This window comes from Acetobacter orleanensis, from assembly GCF_001581005.1.
Lineage (GTDB): Bacteria > Pseudomonadota > Alphaproteobacteria > Acetobacterales > Acetobacteraceae > Acetobacter > Acetobacter orleanensis.
On sequence record NZ_LHZV01000064.1, the window covers coordinates 168,646 to 183,867 of the forward strand.

The 15,222-nt window shown below is 58.3% G+C and carries 16 protein-coding genes and 1 riboswitch; of the genes, 9 read left to right on the plus strand and 7 right to left on the minus strand.

What is annotated here, in order from left to right:
- Nucleotides 1-155 precede the first annotated feature (155 nt).
- From speD to gcvP, 5 genes are all read left to right on the plus strand, one after another.
- Nucleotides 156-620, plus strand: a complete 465-nt coding sequence (gene speD, locus AD949_RS09890) for an adenosylmethionine decarboxylase (RefSeq protein WP_025825026.1) — start codon at nucleotides 156-158, stop codon at nucleotides 618-620.
- A 94-nt stretch (nucleotides 621-714) separates the two neighbouring features.
- Nucleotides 715-1,587 carry a polyamine aminopropyltransferase gene (speE, locus tag AD949_RS09895; RefSeq protein ID WP_048835073.1) on the plus strand — a complete coding sequence of 291 codons (873 nt, stop codon included), beginning with the start codon at nucleotides 715-717 and terminating at the stop codon, nucleotides 1,585-1,587.
- A gap of 60 nt (nucleotides 1,588-1,647) precedes the next feature.
- Nucleotides 1,648-1,737, plus strand: a riboswitch (glycine riboswitch).
- A gap of 171 nt (nucleotides 1,738-1,908) precedes the next feature.
- The gene (gene gcvT / locus AD949_RS09900) at nucleotides 1,909-3,042 is read left to right on the plus strand and encodes a glycine cleavage system aminomethyltransferase GcvT (RefSeq protein ID WP_048835074.1); all 1,134 of its coding nucleotides are present in this window, start codon (nucleotides 1,909-1,911) and stop codon (nucleotides 3,040-3,042) included.
- Between the two features lie 52 nt (nucleotides 3,043-3,094).
- Nucleotides 3,095-3,460: a glycine cleavage system protein GcvH gene (gene gcvH, locus AD949_RS09905; protein ID WP_048835075.1), complete on the plus strand. Its 366-nt coding sequence runs from the start codon at nucleotides 3,095-3,097 to the stop codon at nucleotides 3,458-3,460.
- Between the two features lie 57 nt (nucleotides 3,461-3,517).
- The gene (gene gcvP / locus AD949_RS09910; protein ID WP_082064613.1) at nucleotides 3,518-6,436 is read left to right on the plus strand and encodes an aminomethyl-transferring glycine dehydrogenase; all 2,919 of its coding nucleotides are present in this window, start codon (nucleotides 3,518-3,520) and stop codon (nucleotides 6,434-6,436) included.
- Between the two features lie 104 nt (nucleotides 6,437-6,540).
- Here gcvP and AD949_RS09915 read toward each other — a convergent pair whose 3' ends face one another.
- From AD949_RS09915 to AD949_RS09945, 7 genes are all read right to left on the minus strand, one after another.
- Nucleotides 6,541-7,671, minus strand: a complete 1,131-nt coding sequence (locus tag AD949_RS09915) for a metallophosphoesterase (protein ID WP_048835076.1) — start codon at nucleotides 7,669-7,671, stop codon at nucleotides 6,541-6,543.
- Nucleotides 7,672-7,743: 72 nt separating this feature from the next.
- Nucleotides 7,744-8,313, minus strand: coding sequence for a TetR/AcrR family transcriptional regulator (locus AD949_RS09920; protein WP_048835077.1), 570 nt, complete (start codon nucleotides 8,311-8,313; stop codon nucleotides 7,744-7,746).
- A 5-nt stretch (nucleotides 8,314-8,318) separates the two neighbouring features.
- Entirely contained in the window at nucleotides 8,319-8,783 is a 465-nt protein-coding gene (locus AD949_RS09925; protein ID WP_048835078.1) for a nuclear transport factor 2 family protein, read from the minus strand.
- Between the two features lie 144 nt (nucleotides 8,784-8,927).
- Nucleotides 8,928-9,710: a CHAP domain-containing protein gene (locus AD949_RS09930; RefSeq protein ID WP_048835079.1), complete on the minus strand. Its 783-nt coding sequence runs from the start codon at nucleotides 9,708-9,710 to the stop codon at nucleotides 8,928-8,930.
- 304 nt (nucleotides 9,711-10,014) lie between these two features.
- The gene (locus tag AD949_RS09935; RefSeq protein WP_048835080.1) at nucleotides 10,015-10,365 is read right to left on the minus strand and encodes a RidA family protein; all 351 of its coding nucleotides are present in this window, start codon (nucleotides 10,363-10,365) and stop codon (nucleotides 10,015-10,017) included.
- Nucleotides 10,366-10,449: 84 nt separating this feature from the next.
- On the minus strand, nucleotides 10,450-11,091 hold the full coding sequence (locus AD949_RS09940) for a nucleotidyltransferase family protein (protein ID WP_048835081.1): 642 nt from the start codon (nucleotides 11,089-11,091) through the stop codon (nucleotides 10,450-10,452).
- Nucleotides 11,085-12,179, minus strand: a complete 1,095-nt coding sequence (locus AD949_RS09945) for an XdhC family protein (protein ID WP_048835092.1) — start codon at nucleotides 12,177-12,179, stop codon at nucleotides 11,085-11,087. The genes AD949_RS09940 and AD949_RS09945 overlap by 7 nt, the downstream gene beginning before the upstream one ends.
- Before the next feature lie 163 nt (nucleotides 12,180-12,342).
- Here AD949_RS09945 and AD949_RS09950 point away from each other — a divergent pair, with 163 nt between their 5' ends.
- The 4 genes from AD949_RS09950 (at nucleotide 12,343) to AD949_RS09965 (ending at nucleotide 15,071) form a co-directional block, all read left to right on the plus strand.
- Nucleotides 12,343-12,756: a host attachment protein gene (locus tag AD949_RS09950; protein WP_048835082.1), complete on the plus strand. Its 414-nt coding sequence runs from the start codon at nucleotides 12,343-12,345 to the stop codon at nucleotides 12,754-12,756.
- A 102-nt stretch (nucleotides 12,757-12,858) separates the two neighbouring features.
- Nucleotides 12,859-13,512 carry an MBL fold metallo-hydrolase gene (locus tag AD949_RS09955; RefSeq protein WP_048835093.1) on the plus strand — a complete coding sequence of 218 codons (654 nt, stop codon included), beginning with the start codon at nucleotides 12,859-12,861 and terminating at the stop codon, nucleotides 13,510-13,512.
- A gap of 34 nt (nucleotides 13,513-13,546) precedes the next feature.
- Nucleotides 13,547-14,026, plus strand: coding sequence for a DUF192 domain-containing protein (locus AD949_RS09960; RefSeq protein WP_048835083.1), 480 nt, complete (start codon nucleotides 13,547-13,549; stop codon nucleotides 14,024-14,026).
- Between the two features lie 64 nt (nucleotides 14,027-14,090).
- A complete protein-coding gene (locus AD949_RS09965; protein ID WP_048835084.1) occupies nucleotides 14,091-15,071 on the plus strand; it encodes an NAD-dependent epimerase/dehydratase family protein in 981 nt (326 codons plus the stop codon).
- The last annotated feature ends 151 nt before the right edge of the window (nucleotides 15,072-15,222 follow it).

Below are 15,222 nucleotides of genomic sequence, written 5' to 3' on the forward strand. Positions count from 1 at the left end.
GAAAGGCTTAAGCGTTTTCATGCTGTTTTTTAAAAAAAATCAAATGTGAACAAGATAATGCTTGTAAAGCGGGGGCCGAGTCCTTAGTTCTCGCGCTCTTGGCCCAAGGGGGCGATCCCGCCCAACAGGCTATCTACTGGTTTGGGGGTACGTCGATGAACGCACTTGCTCAACTGGGGATGGTCTCGGAACACCCGAGCAATAACCAGGCAATTTCTGTTCCGGTCTCGTCTGACGATGATCGTAAGGATTACTTCGTCGTAAAAGATGGCGAGAAGTTTGCAGGTACACACCTGCTGGTTGATTTGTGGGATGCCACAAATCTGGACGATCCTGAAAAGATCGACCGCACTCTGTGTGAAGCCGCACTTGCGGCAGGTGCGACCATTCTGCACAGCCATTTTCACCATTTCACGCCCAATGGCGGCGTGTCTGGCGTGGTTGTGTTGGCCGAAAGCCATATTTCCATCCACACATGGCCGGAGCGTGACTTCGCCGCCGTGGATATCTTCATGTGCGGGGCGTGTGACCCCAATCTGGCGATTCCCGTGATGCAGCGCCTGTTTCAGGCCAAGCGTCTGGAAGTGGATGAACAGCGTCGCGGACGCGTCGCCCTGTAAGCATCTCACGGCTATAGTCTGTGGGGTGTCTTTTTCCGGCAGGGGCCAGAGCATATGTTCTGGCCCCTGACCGCTGAATCAGGACTAAAAAATCATGGCCGATCAATGGATTGAAGAAACCCTGTATGACAACTGGGGCCAGCGCTTCCGTGTCAAACAGGAACTTGCCCGCACCCGCAGTCCGTTTCAGGACATTGTGGTGTTTGAAAGCGAATCGCACGGGCGTGTGCTGCTGCTGGATGGTGTGGTGCAGATCACTGAAGGCGATGAATTCGTTTATCAGGAAATGCTGACCCACGTGCCGCTCTTTACCCATGCTGCCCCGCGCAACGTGCTGATTATCGGCGCGGGAGATGGCGGTGTGCTGCGGCGCGTGCTGGAACATCCGGGCGTTGAAAAAGCCGTGATGGTGGAAATTGATGGCGCTGTTATTGAGCTTTCCAAACAATTTCTCCCCAATATTGCTGGCAATGCGTGGCATGACCCACGGGCCGAAGTGATTGTTGGCGATGGGATCGACTACGTGACCCGTGCTGCGGATGCGTCTTTCGATGCCATTATTGTGGACAGCACCGACCCGATTGGCGTGGGGGAAGTCCTGTTTACAGACTCGTTCTATGAACATTGCGCCCGCGTGCTGACGGCGGAGGGGGTGATCGTCAACCAGTGTGGCGTGCCCTTCATGCAGGCGGATGAACTGCATGAAACCAGCCTGCGCCGCGCAAAGTTCTTCCCGCATGTGTCGGCTTACGTAGCGGCTGTGCCGACCTATGTTGGCGGGTTCATGACACTGGGCATTGCCTCCAAAGGCACAAGCCCTGCCGGGCAGGATGTCGCCGCCGTGCGCGCTCGTGCTCAGGCATCCGGTATTTTGGGAAAAACCCAGTATTGGACGCCTGAAATCCACGTTGGCGCATTCAATCTGCCGCCTTATATCGCAAAGAATCTGCCTGCGGATAAAGCGTAAAGATTACCAGAGTCTCACGGGAACCTCGATTGACTTGCTAGCGCAATGATGTCACGGTTCTGACCGCGCAGAGGGAGAGACCGGTCCTGCACCGGCGCCGAAGGAGCAACCGCCCCGGAAACTCTCAGGCAAAAGGACCCTGCGCGGTTAACTTCTGGAGAGAGGCGCCTGTGCGTCCGCCGACGGGATAGCGATCTCAGGCAAAAAAACAGAAGGGGCAGACGGATTATCCTGGTCCGGGGCCCCTTATGTTGTCTTACGTCGTGACCCTTTTTACAGCGTGTGAAACCCGGCCCCAACCTCTTACGGAAGGCTGCGGCCATGAGCGCTGATACTCTCCTTCATACCCCCCTCTACACGCTGCATACGGAAGCAGGCGGCAAGATGGTGCCGTTTGCGGGCTATGCCATGCCGCTGAATTATGCCGATGGCATTATGGCGGAGCATCGGCATGTGCGTGAACATGCAGGCCTGTTTGATGTCTCTCACATGGGGCAGGTGCGCCTGCGTGCGCGCTCTGGCGGCGGAGAGGCCGCAGCCCATGCGCTGGAACGCCTTGTGCCTGCGGATATGGTGGCGCTGAAAAATGGCAAGCAGCGCTACACGCAGTTCACCAATGAACAAGGCGGCATTCTGGATGACCTGATGGTTGCCCGGATGGGGGACTCCCTCCTGCTGGTTATTAACGCCGCTTGTAAGGATGCCGATATCGCGCACCTCAGGGCCGCACTGACCGACTGCGAGATTGAGGTGCTGGATGATCGCGCCCTGCTCGCCCTGCAAGGCCCGGAAGCCGAAGCGGCTCTGGCCGTTCTCGCCCCTGCCGTGCGGGACATGAAGTTCATGGATGTGCTGGAAGTGGACGTGGATGGCACGCCCTGCGTCATTTCCCGCTCCGGCTATACGGGGGAAGACGGGTTTGAAATCTCCGTCCCCGTTACGGAAGCCGACCGTGTGGCCCGTAAGCTGCTGGAACAACCCGCTGTAAAACTGATCGGCCTTGGCGCACGCGATAGCCTGCGTCTGGAAGCAGGCATGTGCCTGTATGGTTCCGATATTGATGAAACCACGACCCCGGTTGAAGCAGCACTTGAATGGTCCATCCAGAAAAGCCGTCGTCGTGGCGGCGCGCGCGCAGGGGGCTTCCCCGGCGCGGATGTGATTCTGGCGCAGCTTGAAGAGGGCGTCTCCCGCCGCCGCGTGGGCCTGCTGCCGGAAGGCCGTGCTCCGGTGCGTGGTGGCGCGCCACTCTATGCGGATGCCGCGTTTACAACCCCGCTGGGTAAGGTGACGTCCGGTGCGTTCGGCCCCACGGTGGAAGCGCCGGTTGCCATGGGCTATGTCGCCACGGACCACGCTGCCCCGCATACGCCCGTGGTGGCGGAACTGCGTGGCCGTGCGGTGGCGGCAACTGTTCACACCCTGCCGTTTGTGGCTGCCCGTTTCAAACGGTAAGGCCACGTTTTTCCCATTTTTTTATTAAATCGTTTTATGGAGTGCTGACCAGATGACCCTGTATTTCACCAAAGATCATGAATGGCTCCGCGTAGAAGGCGAGACCGCCACAGTCGGCATCACCAAACATGCCGCTGAAGAGCTGGGTGAACTGGTGTTTGTGGAAACCCGTGACTCCGGCACCGTGGTGAAGGCGGGTGACTCCGTCGCCGTGGTGGAATCCGTCAAAGCGGCATCCGACATTTATGCCCCTGTTGATGGCGAAGTGCTGGATAACAACCCGCAACTGTCTGATGACCCGGCTCGCGTTAGTTCTGACCCGGAAGGGGAAGGCTGGATTATCAAATTCCGCCTGTCCAACCCGGAGCAGCTTGCTGCCCTTATGGATGCAGACGCCTACGCCGCTTTTATCGCCTGATAAAACGGTATCGGGAAACGTCTTTACTACTGCTTAGCTTTTTCAGGATACCTCTGCATGTTCTCCATTGCTTCCGGTTCGGGCCGCGCGACTGGCTCTTCTGTTGATACTCTGCCGGCCTTCGCGGGCCTTCAGCCGGAGGCAGGGCCGTTCGTGGGCCGCCATATCGGCCCCACGGAGGATGATCTGGCGGTTATGCTTAAAACCGTTGGGGCATCTTCTCTGGACGCTTTGATGGAGGAAACCATTCCCGCTGCCATCCGCGCGACAAAGCCTATGGGGATTGGTGCTGGCTGGACGGAAACCGCCGTTCTGGACCGCCTGCGGGAACTGGCCGATCAGAATCAGGTCATGACGTCTCTCATCGGGCAGGGCTATTATGGCACCATCCTGCCCGCCGTGATCCAGCGGAATATTCTGGAAAACCCGGCATGGTATACGGCCTACACGCCGTATCAGCCGGAAATCAGTCAGGGCCGTCTGGAAGCACTGCTGAACTTCCAGACCATGATTACGGAACTGACAGGTCTGGATATTGCCAACGCGTCCCTGCTGGATGAAGCAACGGCGGCGGCAGAAGCCATGGCGCTGGCGCGGCGTGTGGCAAAATCCAAAGCCACCGCGTTCTTTGTGGATGCGGACTGCCACCCGCAGACCATTGCCGTCCTGAAAACGCGGGCCGAGCCGATGGACATCACGCTGGTTTACGGCAACCCGCTGACGGATCTGGTGCCAGCGGACGTATTTGGCGCTCTGTTCCAGTATCCCGGCACATTCGGCACTGTGGCGGACCCGCGCAGCGTGATTGAGGCCATCCATGCCGCATCCGGCATTGCCGTGATGGCGGCGGACCCGTTGGCGCTGACCCTGCTGACCTCGCCGGGGGAACTTGGCGCGGATATCGCCATCGGCTCTACCCAGCGTTTTGGTATCCCCATGGGCTTTGGTGGCCCGCATGCTGCTTATATGGCGGTGCGGGACGCGTGGAAGCGCAGCATGCCGGGGCGTCTGGTGGGTGTGTCTGTCGATAGTGCTGGCCGTCCGGCCTACCGTCTGGCGCTCCAGACGCGCGAGCAGCATATCCGGCGAGAAAAAGCGACCTCCAACATCTGCACCGCACAGGTTCTGCTGGCTGTTATTGCCGGGATGTATGCGGTCTATCACGGGCCGGAAGGCCTGCGCGCTATTGCCCGCCGCATCAACGGCCTGACCGCCACACTGGCCGCTGGCCTGCGGGCGCTGGGCGTTACGGTGGAAACAAACGCTTTCTTTGATACGATTACGGTGCAGGCCGGAGCCGGGGTGCAGGACATTCTGGCTCGTGCCCGCTCTGCTGGCATCAATCTGCGCGATGCCGGGCATGGCCGCATTGGTATCAGTCTGGATGAAACCAGCTCCGCGCAAACGGTCGCCTCTGTCTGGTCCGTATTCTGTGCGGAGCAGGGCCGGGTTGACCAGATGGCCGCAGCATTGGTTCCGGCGGCAAGTGTGATTCCGGAAGCACTGGCGCGTGAAAGCGCTTTCCTGACACAGCCGATTTTCAGTGCATGCAGTTCCGAGACGGATATGCTGCGCTATCTGCGCCGCCTGTCTGATAAGGATCTGGCGCTGGACCGCACCATGATCCCGCTCGGCTCCTGCACCATGAAGCTGAACGCCACGGTGGAAATGCTGCCCATCACATGGCCGGGCTTTTGCGACATCCACCCGTTTGCGCCGCAGGATCAGACGGAGGGGTATAAAACCCTGTTTGCTGATCTGGAAAAATGGCTCTGCGCCATCAGCGGGTATGATGCCGTTTCTTTCCAGCCGAACTCCGGCGCACAGGGTGAATATGCCGGTCTGCTGGCCATCAGCGCTTATCATCGCGCACAGGGCAATGCTCACCGCACTGTCTGCCTGATTCCGGCCTCCGCCCACGGCACCAACCCCGCGTCTGCCCAGATGGCGGGCATGCAGGTGGTTGTGGTGAAGTGTGACGCGGACGGCAATATCGACCTTGACGATATGCGGGCCAAGGTGAAAGCCCACGCGGCTGATCTGGCTGCGGTGATGATCACCTATCCCTCCACCCACGGCGTGTTTGAAGAAAGCATGCGTGAAATCTGTGATCTGGTGCATGAAGCCGGTGGTCAGGTTTACGTGGATGGCGCGAACATGAACGCGCAGGTCGGTCTGGCGCGCCCGGCGGATTACGGTGGGGATGTCAGCCACTTCAACCTGCATAAAACGTTCTGCATCCCGCACGGCGGCGGCGGACCCGGCATGGGGCCGATTGGCGTGCGTGCCCATCTGACCCCGTTCCTGCCGGGAAACCCTGCGGATGCGAATACCGAACTCGCCGTGAGCGCTGCCCCGTTCGGCTCAGCCTCCATCCTGCCGATCTCGTGGGCTTATATCCGCCTGATGGGGGATGAGGGCCTTCAGCGCGCCACGCAGGTCGCCATTCTGAACGCTAACTACATTGTCAGCCGTTTAGCCGGAGCCTATCCGGTGCTGTATCGCGGGGCTAGAGGCCGGGTTGCGCATGAGTGCATTCTCGACCTGCGCCCTCTGAAAGACATCGCCGGGGTCACGGTGGATGATATGGCCAAGCGTCTGGTCGATTACGGTTTCCATGCGCCGACGGTCAGCTTCCCGGTGGCTGGCACCTTCATGATTGAGCCGACGGAATCTGAAGGCAAAGCCGAACTAGACCGGTTCTGTGATGCCATGCTGGCCATTCGGGAAGAAGTCCGGGCAATTGAAGACGGCAAGATCACTGCGGAAGAGTCCGCCCTGCGCCATGCGCCGCATACTGGCAGCGTGGTAACGGCAGAACCGTGGACGCAGGCTTATACCCGTCAGGATGCCTGCTTCCCGCCGGGCGTTAAGTTCGCCACCAAATACTGGCCGCCAGTTGGCCGTATTGACAGCGTGCATGGTGACAAGAACCTGATCTGCTCTTGCCCTGATATTGCGGAATGGATGGAATAAACTGTTTTCCATAAAGACATTATGAAAAAAGGCGGCTCCATGATGGGCCGCCTTTTTTATTGAAATGGTCGGTATAAAACGCGCTGGAAGCAGGTGTCTTCCCGCTACCTGCCCTCCGGCATCTGATCAGACCGCAGGCAGAAACGCGTTATTTCTGGCGGGCAGGCAAGCCGCAGGGCAAAACCGGGCCAAAGACCAGTGCCATTGCTGACATAGAGCGTCATACCTCCAACAGCGTAACGGCCAGAAACAAAGCCGTTATTACCGCGCGCCACAAGACGGGCAAGGCCCGGCAGCATGCCCCCGTGTGTGTGGCCGGACAGTTGCAAGGCAACGCCCTGCGCGGCGGCTTTTTCTGCCTCGCGTGGCTGGTGGTCCAGCAGCACAACGGGGGCAAGGGGTGGGCGGCCTGTCAGAGCCGCTGGCAGATCTGGTCCGATCTGGCCGTGGCCCGAAGCAGAAAGGTCTGTCACCCCTGCAATCACCAGATGCGTGCCATTGCGAGTGAGAACTGTGTGGGCATTAAGCAGCATGGACATGCCAAGGTCCGAGAGGTGGCGCATCCATTCCGCGTAATCAAAAAAATATTCATGGTTGCCGGGAATGGCGAACACACCGTCCGGCGCGTGCAGGTTTTGCAGCGGCGCACTATCTGCATGGCGCATGGCAACGGAGCCATCAATAAAGTCTCCGGTAACAACAATCAGGTCCGCCCCGGCAGCATTGGCGCGCGTGACCACGGCCTGTGTCCAGCGTGCGGGAAACAAGCGGCTGATATGCAGGTCACTGAGCTGGAGCAGGCGGTAGCCCTCAAAAGCAGGCGGTAGGCCGGGAATTGTCACCGTAACGTCGCGGATTGGCGGGACCCGGATTGCGCCCGCAACAGCGACGGCAGCCAGCAGCCCAGCCGCCCCGGCAGCGGCAAAGCGCACAGAATCGGGGATGGAGACAAATTGCCCCCGCACCACCGCCTCAACCAGTGCGCCAACATCCAGCACGATCTGCAACAAAGCCAAAAAAAGAATGGCCCCGAACGCCCAGTTGAACAGGATAATCACCGGGCGTGGAAATTCCGGCACAAAGACCGAGCCGGAAGAGAGCTTACACCAGAAGAGATATTGCGACGCCCCCAGCATAAGAAACGCCAGAGAGATTTTTAGTGCCAGAGGCAGGGCCAGTGGCCAGAGCCAGTTCAGGATAACAATCAGGCACGGCAGAGAAGCAGTCAGCAGCAAAGCGATTGGTTTCCTTAACAGCTATGGCAGAGGCGGTGTCTGAAGTCTCTGGCTGGGCAGCCCGCCGCATGATTATTCACCGCTTTTGGCGGTCTGTCTGCTGCTCATCTCGTTCAGGATACGATCAAAAACATCTGGTGCATCCAGCGCCCGCGCCAGCACAATAGCGCCCTGAATACCGGCTACAATCTGCTCCGCATGTTCGCGCGCGGCCTGATTGGTCTGCTCCCTGTGGCGCAGGGCGATGGCAAGTGCCTCAACCCAGCGGGCAAAGTAACGCCGGATGGCCTCGGCAAATCGGTCCCGGCTGTCACTCAGTCCCAATAACCCGACCAGACAGACACGCTGGCCAGAGGCAAAATAGGTCCGCACGGCTGTAAACATGGCGTCAATCGCCACGTCCGGAGAGGCCGCGTTTTGCAAAGGTTGGAAAATCTCTGTTTCAAACCAGAGGTCGATACTAGCCAGCACAGCGACCATCATCTCCTCTTTCCCGCCGGGAAAGAAGTGATAGAGGCTGCCTTTGCCCAGCCCTGTGGCCTGCGTTATCAGGCTTAGGCTGGTACCCTCATAGCCATGCTCGCGGAAAACTTCGGCCAGAAGGGGGAGAATATCGGCTTTTTCAGCAACGCTACGCGCCACGAGCCTTAAAGTCCCAGCGCGCTTAGAGAGGGAAAATCATCCGGGCGGCGCGGCCCGGTCCAGAGTAGTTTCCGGTCAACCTGAAGGATGGGCAGGTCATTGATGGAGGCAACACGCCTGCGCATCAGGCCGTTATCCTCAAATTCCCACAGTTCATTGCCATAGGACCGGAACCATTCGCCTGCTTTGTCATGCCATTCATAAGCGAAGCGCACCGCCATGCGGTTCAGCCGGAATCCCCAGAGTTCCTTGATCAGCCGGTAGTCCTGTTCCTGCTGCCATTTGCGGGTCAGGAAGGCGATGATGTCCTCCCGGCCCTCAATAAATTCAGTCCGGTTGCGCCAAGAGCAGTCCGGCGTATAGGCCTGCGCAACATGCGCAGGGTCGCGGCTGTTCCAAGCATCTTCTGCCGCACGGACTTTTTGCGGGGCTGTCTCTTCGGTGAATGGGGGGAGGAGAGGTCTGGTCATTGCGCTTTCTTTGTACTGATCGGTTCATTGTTTACCTATCAGTACAGAAAGCACGCAGCAAGAAAAATGCGGATACAAAAAAAACCGCCGCCGGATAAGCCGGGGCGGTTCTTATTGCTGAACCCTCAGGAGAGGCGGAAGGCCTTACTGCTGGCCATCAAAGGTAATAGCGTTGTCCTGCGCGCCACTGGTGATGGGGTGCGCATTTTCCGGAGCCTGCGCCAGCTGGGTTTCGCCACCCTGTGCTCTGGCTTTCTTGGCCCAAGCCATCATCACATCGTTACGGCGGTTGCCATGCTCACCCGGTGTGCGCGGGTAAATAAAGCCGTAGGTCGGATAAATGGAGCCGTAAGTGCCTGCGCGGTTGTTCAGTGCGACGCGGACGGCTGACCAGTCATTGTTGGGGGACACATCAATCACTGGCACGTTGTGGCTGATACCAGCCTGTGCCCAGTGAGACTGGTCAATAATGATTGTGCGGCTGTTGATAACGCTGCGCACCACGGCCACGTGGCCCAGTGGCATACGGCGGATGCTGCGGAAGTTCAGCACGCTACCCGTTTCCGGTGCGTTGCCGCGGTCATAAACGCCAGCGGCATTGTGCCACCAGTCCCGCGCGTTGCCGTGCAGCATCACTTCAGAAGCGGATTTTGCGTAGGCAACACACTGAATCACGTGACCACCACCATAGTTGCGGCGGGCAACAAACCGGCGGCCTGAAGCCGGGTGCCAACGGCCAGCGGCATAACGGCCTGCTGCGTGGTAGGATGCGGAAGAAAAGGTGATTTTATGCAGGGAACTACTGCGGTGCCCGTGGCTTACAGAATGACGGGCCTTGGCGGAGGCAGGCTGAACAAAGGCGGATAACGACAGAAGAGAAACAACGGCCATCGCGAGGTTAAATTTTCCGGGCCGTTTCTGTCGCATCTCAGCGTGCCTTTTCTTGCATCACGGTTCAGTCAATGTGGGGTTCAGGTATAAACATCTGCGCAAGTCAGGCAAGCGTTCATTGCGGGGCAAAATTGCATCGGGTCGGGTTTGATGAATCCGTCCCCCTCAAAATAAGAAAATAGGAATAAAATCCTATGACCTGCCACGGCATTGCCCAAATTCCGGCACTTCCGGACAATATTGGAAAAAGTTGCTGATCTGTTCCAGCCCCATGGATTCGACCTTGCTGTGGCAGAGATGCCACGCTGATGTGAGACACATGGGGCTGGAGATAGACTGGTTATTTCGTTGTGGTAACCATAATTTCGACCAGAATACGCGGGTCTGCCATCACGGCCTGCACGCAGGCGCGGGCAGGGGCCGCATTTTCCGGCAGCCATGCGCTCCAGATTTTGTTCAGGGCATCACGGTCCTTGATATCTTTCAGCCAGATCTGGGCCTGAAGCAGGCGGGTGTTATCCGTGCCATGCTGCTCTAGCAGGGTGTCGATCTGCTCGAGAATGTCACGGGTCTGGCCTTCCGCATCGGCATCCAGATTCCGGGCGACAACGCCCTGCGTGAAAATAAAGCCGTGATACTCAACCGCAGCGGAGAGAATCGGGTTGGGGTTGGTGCGCAGAATTTTGCTCATAAGGATCTCTTCTGGTTTTCAGCGCAGGCGCTGGCCGGCTCCGTGCCGACAGACCCTCAGTTTTCGGGGTGTGTGCCCGTGCGGTCAACCGGGGAGCTGCGCGGAGCGGGCATAAGCGGCCAATCGTTCCGGGGTATCAAAATCCACCAGTTCCTCCATGCGGGCCGCAACCCGATGCACGGCTGGGCCGAGAGCGCGGAGAATCGCCCGTCCTCCCTGATCACCCTCTACCGCAGCAAGAGCCGGAAACTGGCTGGCGTCCCACACAACAGGATTGCCCGGTTTGCCGTCTCCCCGGTCTGGTGCCGTGGCCGGAGCCTTGAAGGTGGCGTGGTCGCGCAGGAGGGCGTTAAGCAAGGAGACCGAAACAAGGGGCATATCCCCTAGACACACCAGCAGGGCCGACGCCTGTTCCGCCTGCGCTGCCTCTACCCCGACTCGCAGAGAGGCGGAAAGTCCATCCCGTGCGTCCTGCGCAATCCGTATTTCCAGTCGGGGGGGGGCTGGAAAAGCCATATTTAAAAGAGAAGAGAGGTCTGCCCGGTCCGGTGGTAAAATGACCACCACTTTGCCCACGTTGCTCGCCAGAACAGTTGCGGTGGTGCGTACCAGCATGGGCACACCCTGCGCATCAGGCGCCAGCAGCTTATGGACCGGGGCTGTGCGGGAGGAGCGGCCCGCAGCCAGAACAATGGCCATCGGCGCGTTTTGAGGGTGCGTTACCATCCCGGATTGTCCGCTAGTGCGGCCTTGCGACGCACCGCGACAATTTGTGCCAGAATAGAGAGAGCAATTTCTTCCGCGCCAATTGCGCCAATTGCCAGGCCGACGGGACCATGGATCCGGCTAATCTCTTGCTCGGAAAACCCGAGTTCACGCAACCGCGCAACCCGGCTGGCCTGTGTTTTGCGTGATCCCAGCGCCCCTATATAAAAAGCTGGGCTGCGCAGGGCGACTTCCAGAGTCGGGTCGTCCAGTTTGGCATCGTGAGTCAGCGTGACAATGGCGGTCATGTCATCCACCCCCAGTTCTTCAAGGGCGTCATCCGGCCATTCCGTCAGGAGCGTTTCCCCAAGAATAAAGCCGGGGAAGCGATCCGGGGTCGCCAAGGCGGATCGCGGGTCAATCACAACCGGGGAAAAACCCGTCATGCGGGCCAGAAGGGCGAGATGCTGGGCAATATGCACAGCGCCCACAATCAGCAGGCGCGGTGGGGGTGTGAGAGGCTGCAAAAACCAGTCCATCCCCTGTGCATCGGTTTCATTCCGGCACCGGCCAGATTCTAGACTGGCCAGAGCAGAAGGCAGCAATTCCGCTGGAAAGACGGGGGTGATCTCGTCAGGTAATGCCCCCATCAGTAGTGTATGCTTCGCGCCATCCAGTGTACGGGCCAGCAAAACACCTTCCCGGGCATTCTGGCGCGCGCAGGCTTCAGCCAGCAAACCTTCTGGCAGCGTGCCGGACGGGCAGGCGGAGGAGTTGATAGCTTCTACCAGCACATCCAGCTTGCCCCCGCAGGCCAAGCCGACTTCCCACGCGCGGGCGCTGGTCACGCCGTAGGACAGCACTTCCGGCGGCGCGCCAGCCATAATGGCCTGTGCTGCGGTAATCACATCGGTTTCCACGCATCCGCCGCTTACAGACCCTTCTACCCGGCCGGTGCTGCTGATGGCCATCAGGCTGCCTGCCGGTCTGGGAGAACTGCCCCACGTCCCGACAACAGTGGCAAGCACTACGGCATGGCCTTCAAGCACCCAGAGAAGGGCATGGTCCAGAGGTGTCAGCGGCTGGGGGGCGGAAAGAGGAACAGTCATAAGACCCAGTCTATACCAGCCCTTGCTGGTTGTGCCCACGGAATGAAGGGGGAGTCTGGCCTGCCTTTGTGGAAGGTTTCCAAGGGGGCAGGGGCTTGATACGCAGAGAAAGAACGCCCATGTCATAACGCATGTGCTTTTGAGAGCCTTGAGGAGTAATTTTATGGTCCAATCACAAGACGGTCGCGTTATTTACGTTGTGGCAGATGGTGGGAAAGTGCGCTTCCTGCATGACAGCGAAGGCAAAATGCACGACGTGCAGGACTTCGACAGCGAAAAGCACGAAGCGACTCCGGGCAAAATGCCAACAGGCGCGACCCCGAAAGACGCCGCCAAAGACGGCTTTGCACGCGTTGTGGCTGACCGTATGAACGCTCTGATCAACAGCGGTAAGGCAATTGACGGCTTTGTGCTGGCCGCTCCGGCGCCTGTGCTGCATGAAATTCGTCAGCATCTGAGCAAGCCTGCTACGGCCAAGCTGATCAAGACGTTTGATAAAGACTTTACCAACATTCCGGCCCATGATCTGCGCAAGCATTTTGATATCCCGGCAACTGGCTGGGTTCTGCCTTCCTGATTTTTTAAATCAGGAATTAAAGTTTGAAAAACTGCCCGTGCTTTGCATGCGGCAGTTTTTTTTTCAAAGGAGCCTGACGCCGTGCACTTAATCTATCCCGGTATGCAATTGCAGGTTCTGCCTGTTACCCCGTTCCGCCAGAATTGTTCTCTGCTGTGGGATGACGCCACCCGCCACGCGCTGGTTGTGGACCCCGGTGGGGATGCGGATTTCCTGATGGACGTCATCCGCAAGCAGAATCTGACGGTGGATGCGATTCTCATCACCCACGGTCATCTTGATCATGCGGGCGGTGTCGCCCCGTTATGCCGCGCTCTGGCGGAGGCGCAGGGCAAGGCACCAGAGGTTATCGGGCCGGATAAGCAGGACGACTTTCTGTTATCCTCCATTGTTGATCAGGCCCGGCACTTCGGTCTGCCCGGTCTGGAAAATGCAACAGTGGACCGATACACGCAGGATGGAGACCGTCTGGACCTGCTCGGCCGCAGTTTTCTAGTCCGCCATATTCCCGGCCATACGCCCGGCCATGTTGTGTTTGTGGATGAAGACGCTGGTTTCATTTTTGCAGGGGATACACTGTTTCGTGGTACAATTGGCCGTACGGATTTTCCTTATGGAAATAGTTCCCTCTTAATAAGCAATCTTAAGGAGAAATTACTTCCACTTGGAGACAATATGGTCATTATGCCGGGGCACGGTGGCGCGACCTCATTAGGTGAGGAACGTAAGAACAATCCGTTTCTTCGTGCCGACTAACAGGAGTTTGTGAGTGAAAAAGGGTATTTGCGGCATGGTCGCCACCTGTCTGGCAGCGGGCCTTCTGCTGGGAACCGGTCCGGCTCGGGCCGATGAGATGGGGGAACCCACACAGGCTCAGGCAACACTGCCGAAGGAAAACCTCACAATTGCCTCAGCAAGTGGTCGTCATGTTTTCTCGGTAGAACTGGCTACAACCCTTCGCCAGCAGCAGGTGGGGGAAATGTTCCGCACGAGCCTACCTGCGGATAACGGCATGTTGTTCTTGTGGGCCACCCCGCAGCAGAGCGATATGTGGATGGAAAATACACTGGTCCCGCTAGACATCGTCTTCATCGGGACAGATCATCGGATTCAGGCCATTGCAGAAAATGCCGTGCCACGCAGTCTGGCTCATATCAGCAGCCATGGCCCGGTGACGGCCACGCTGGAACTGGCGGGTGGTGTTACGGCCAAGTTAGGCATTACTGTGGGTGATCGGGTGGAAGCACCGTCTCTGGAGAAAAAATCCTGACACAAAGCATTCTGGCTACGGGGTGCATTCAGCCCCGGCGGCGGGAATGTAACGGGGCAGTAGCGTGACGTTTTTAGTAACCGGGGCAGCCGGATTTGTTGGCTATCATGTCAGCCGGGCGCTTTTGGACAGAGGGGAGCGGGTTATCGGAATCGATAACCTCAACTCATATTATAGCCCCGCACTCAAGCTGGCTCGTCTGGAGCGGCTTGGGCAGGCGCCGGGTTTTGTATTTCACCAGTTTGATCTGACCCAGCCTGACGCGCTGAATACTTTGGCAGCGCTAGAACCCGATATTCGGGGTATTTTCCATTTCGCCGCGCAGGCTGGCGTGCGCTATTCCATGCGTGACCCGTATGTGTTTGCGGATAGTAACGTGCTCGGCCATGTCGCTGTGCTGGAGTTTGCCCGCAAACTGAAGCGGCTGGACCATCTGGTCTATGCCTCCTCCTCATCCGTCTATGGGCGGAATACGTCCATGCCGTTCCGTGAAACGGACAGGGTGGATGAGCCCGGCTCATTTTATGCTGTGACAAAACGGGCGGGAGAACTCACATCCTCCACCTACAGCCATCTCTATGGTCTGCCGCAAACAGGCCTGCGGTTCTTTACGGTTTATGGGCCGTGGGGTCGTCCGGACATGGCCTATTACAGCTTTGCCCGCGCCATTGTACGGGGGGAAGACGTCACCCTGTATGAGGGCGCTGGGCTAGCGCGAGACTTCACCTATATTGCGGATGTGGTCGCGGGCGTTCTGGCTGTGTTTGAAAAGCCGCCAGAAGCAGGGGAGGCGCGGGTGCTGAATATCGGCAACCACAGGCCGGAATCCGTGCGCTATCTTGTCTCTCTGCTGGAAGCCGAGTTGGGCCGGAAAGCGAATCTACGCCTTTTGCCGCGCCCGCAGGCCGATGTGGAAAAGACATGGGCCAGTATTGACGCCATTCAGTCTCTTACCGGCTGGCACCCCACAACCGTGCTGGAAGACGGCGTGCAGCGCTTTGTCTCGTGGTTCCGCACCTATGAAAAGCTCACGCTTAACGCCTAAATCCAAAAAATGGATTTTCTTTAATGATTAAAAGAGGCGCCTGAAGGGGTTTTTCAGATGGGGTGAAACTCGATTCAGTCCCGGTTTCCCGCCAGTCTGAATAAAATTTTGAAGCGTGTTGACAGTGAGTGTTTGATCGCTTAGAAACCGC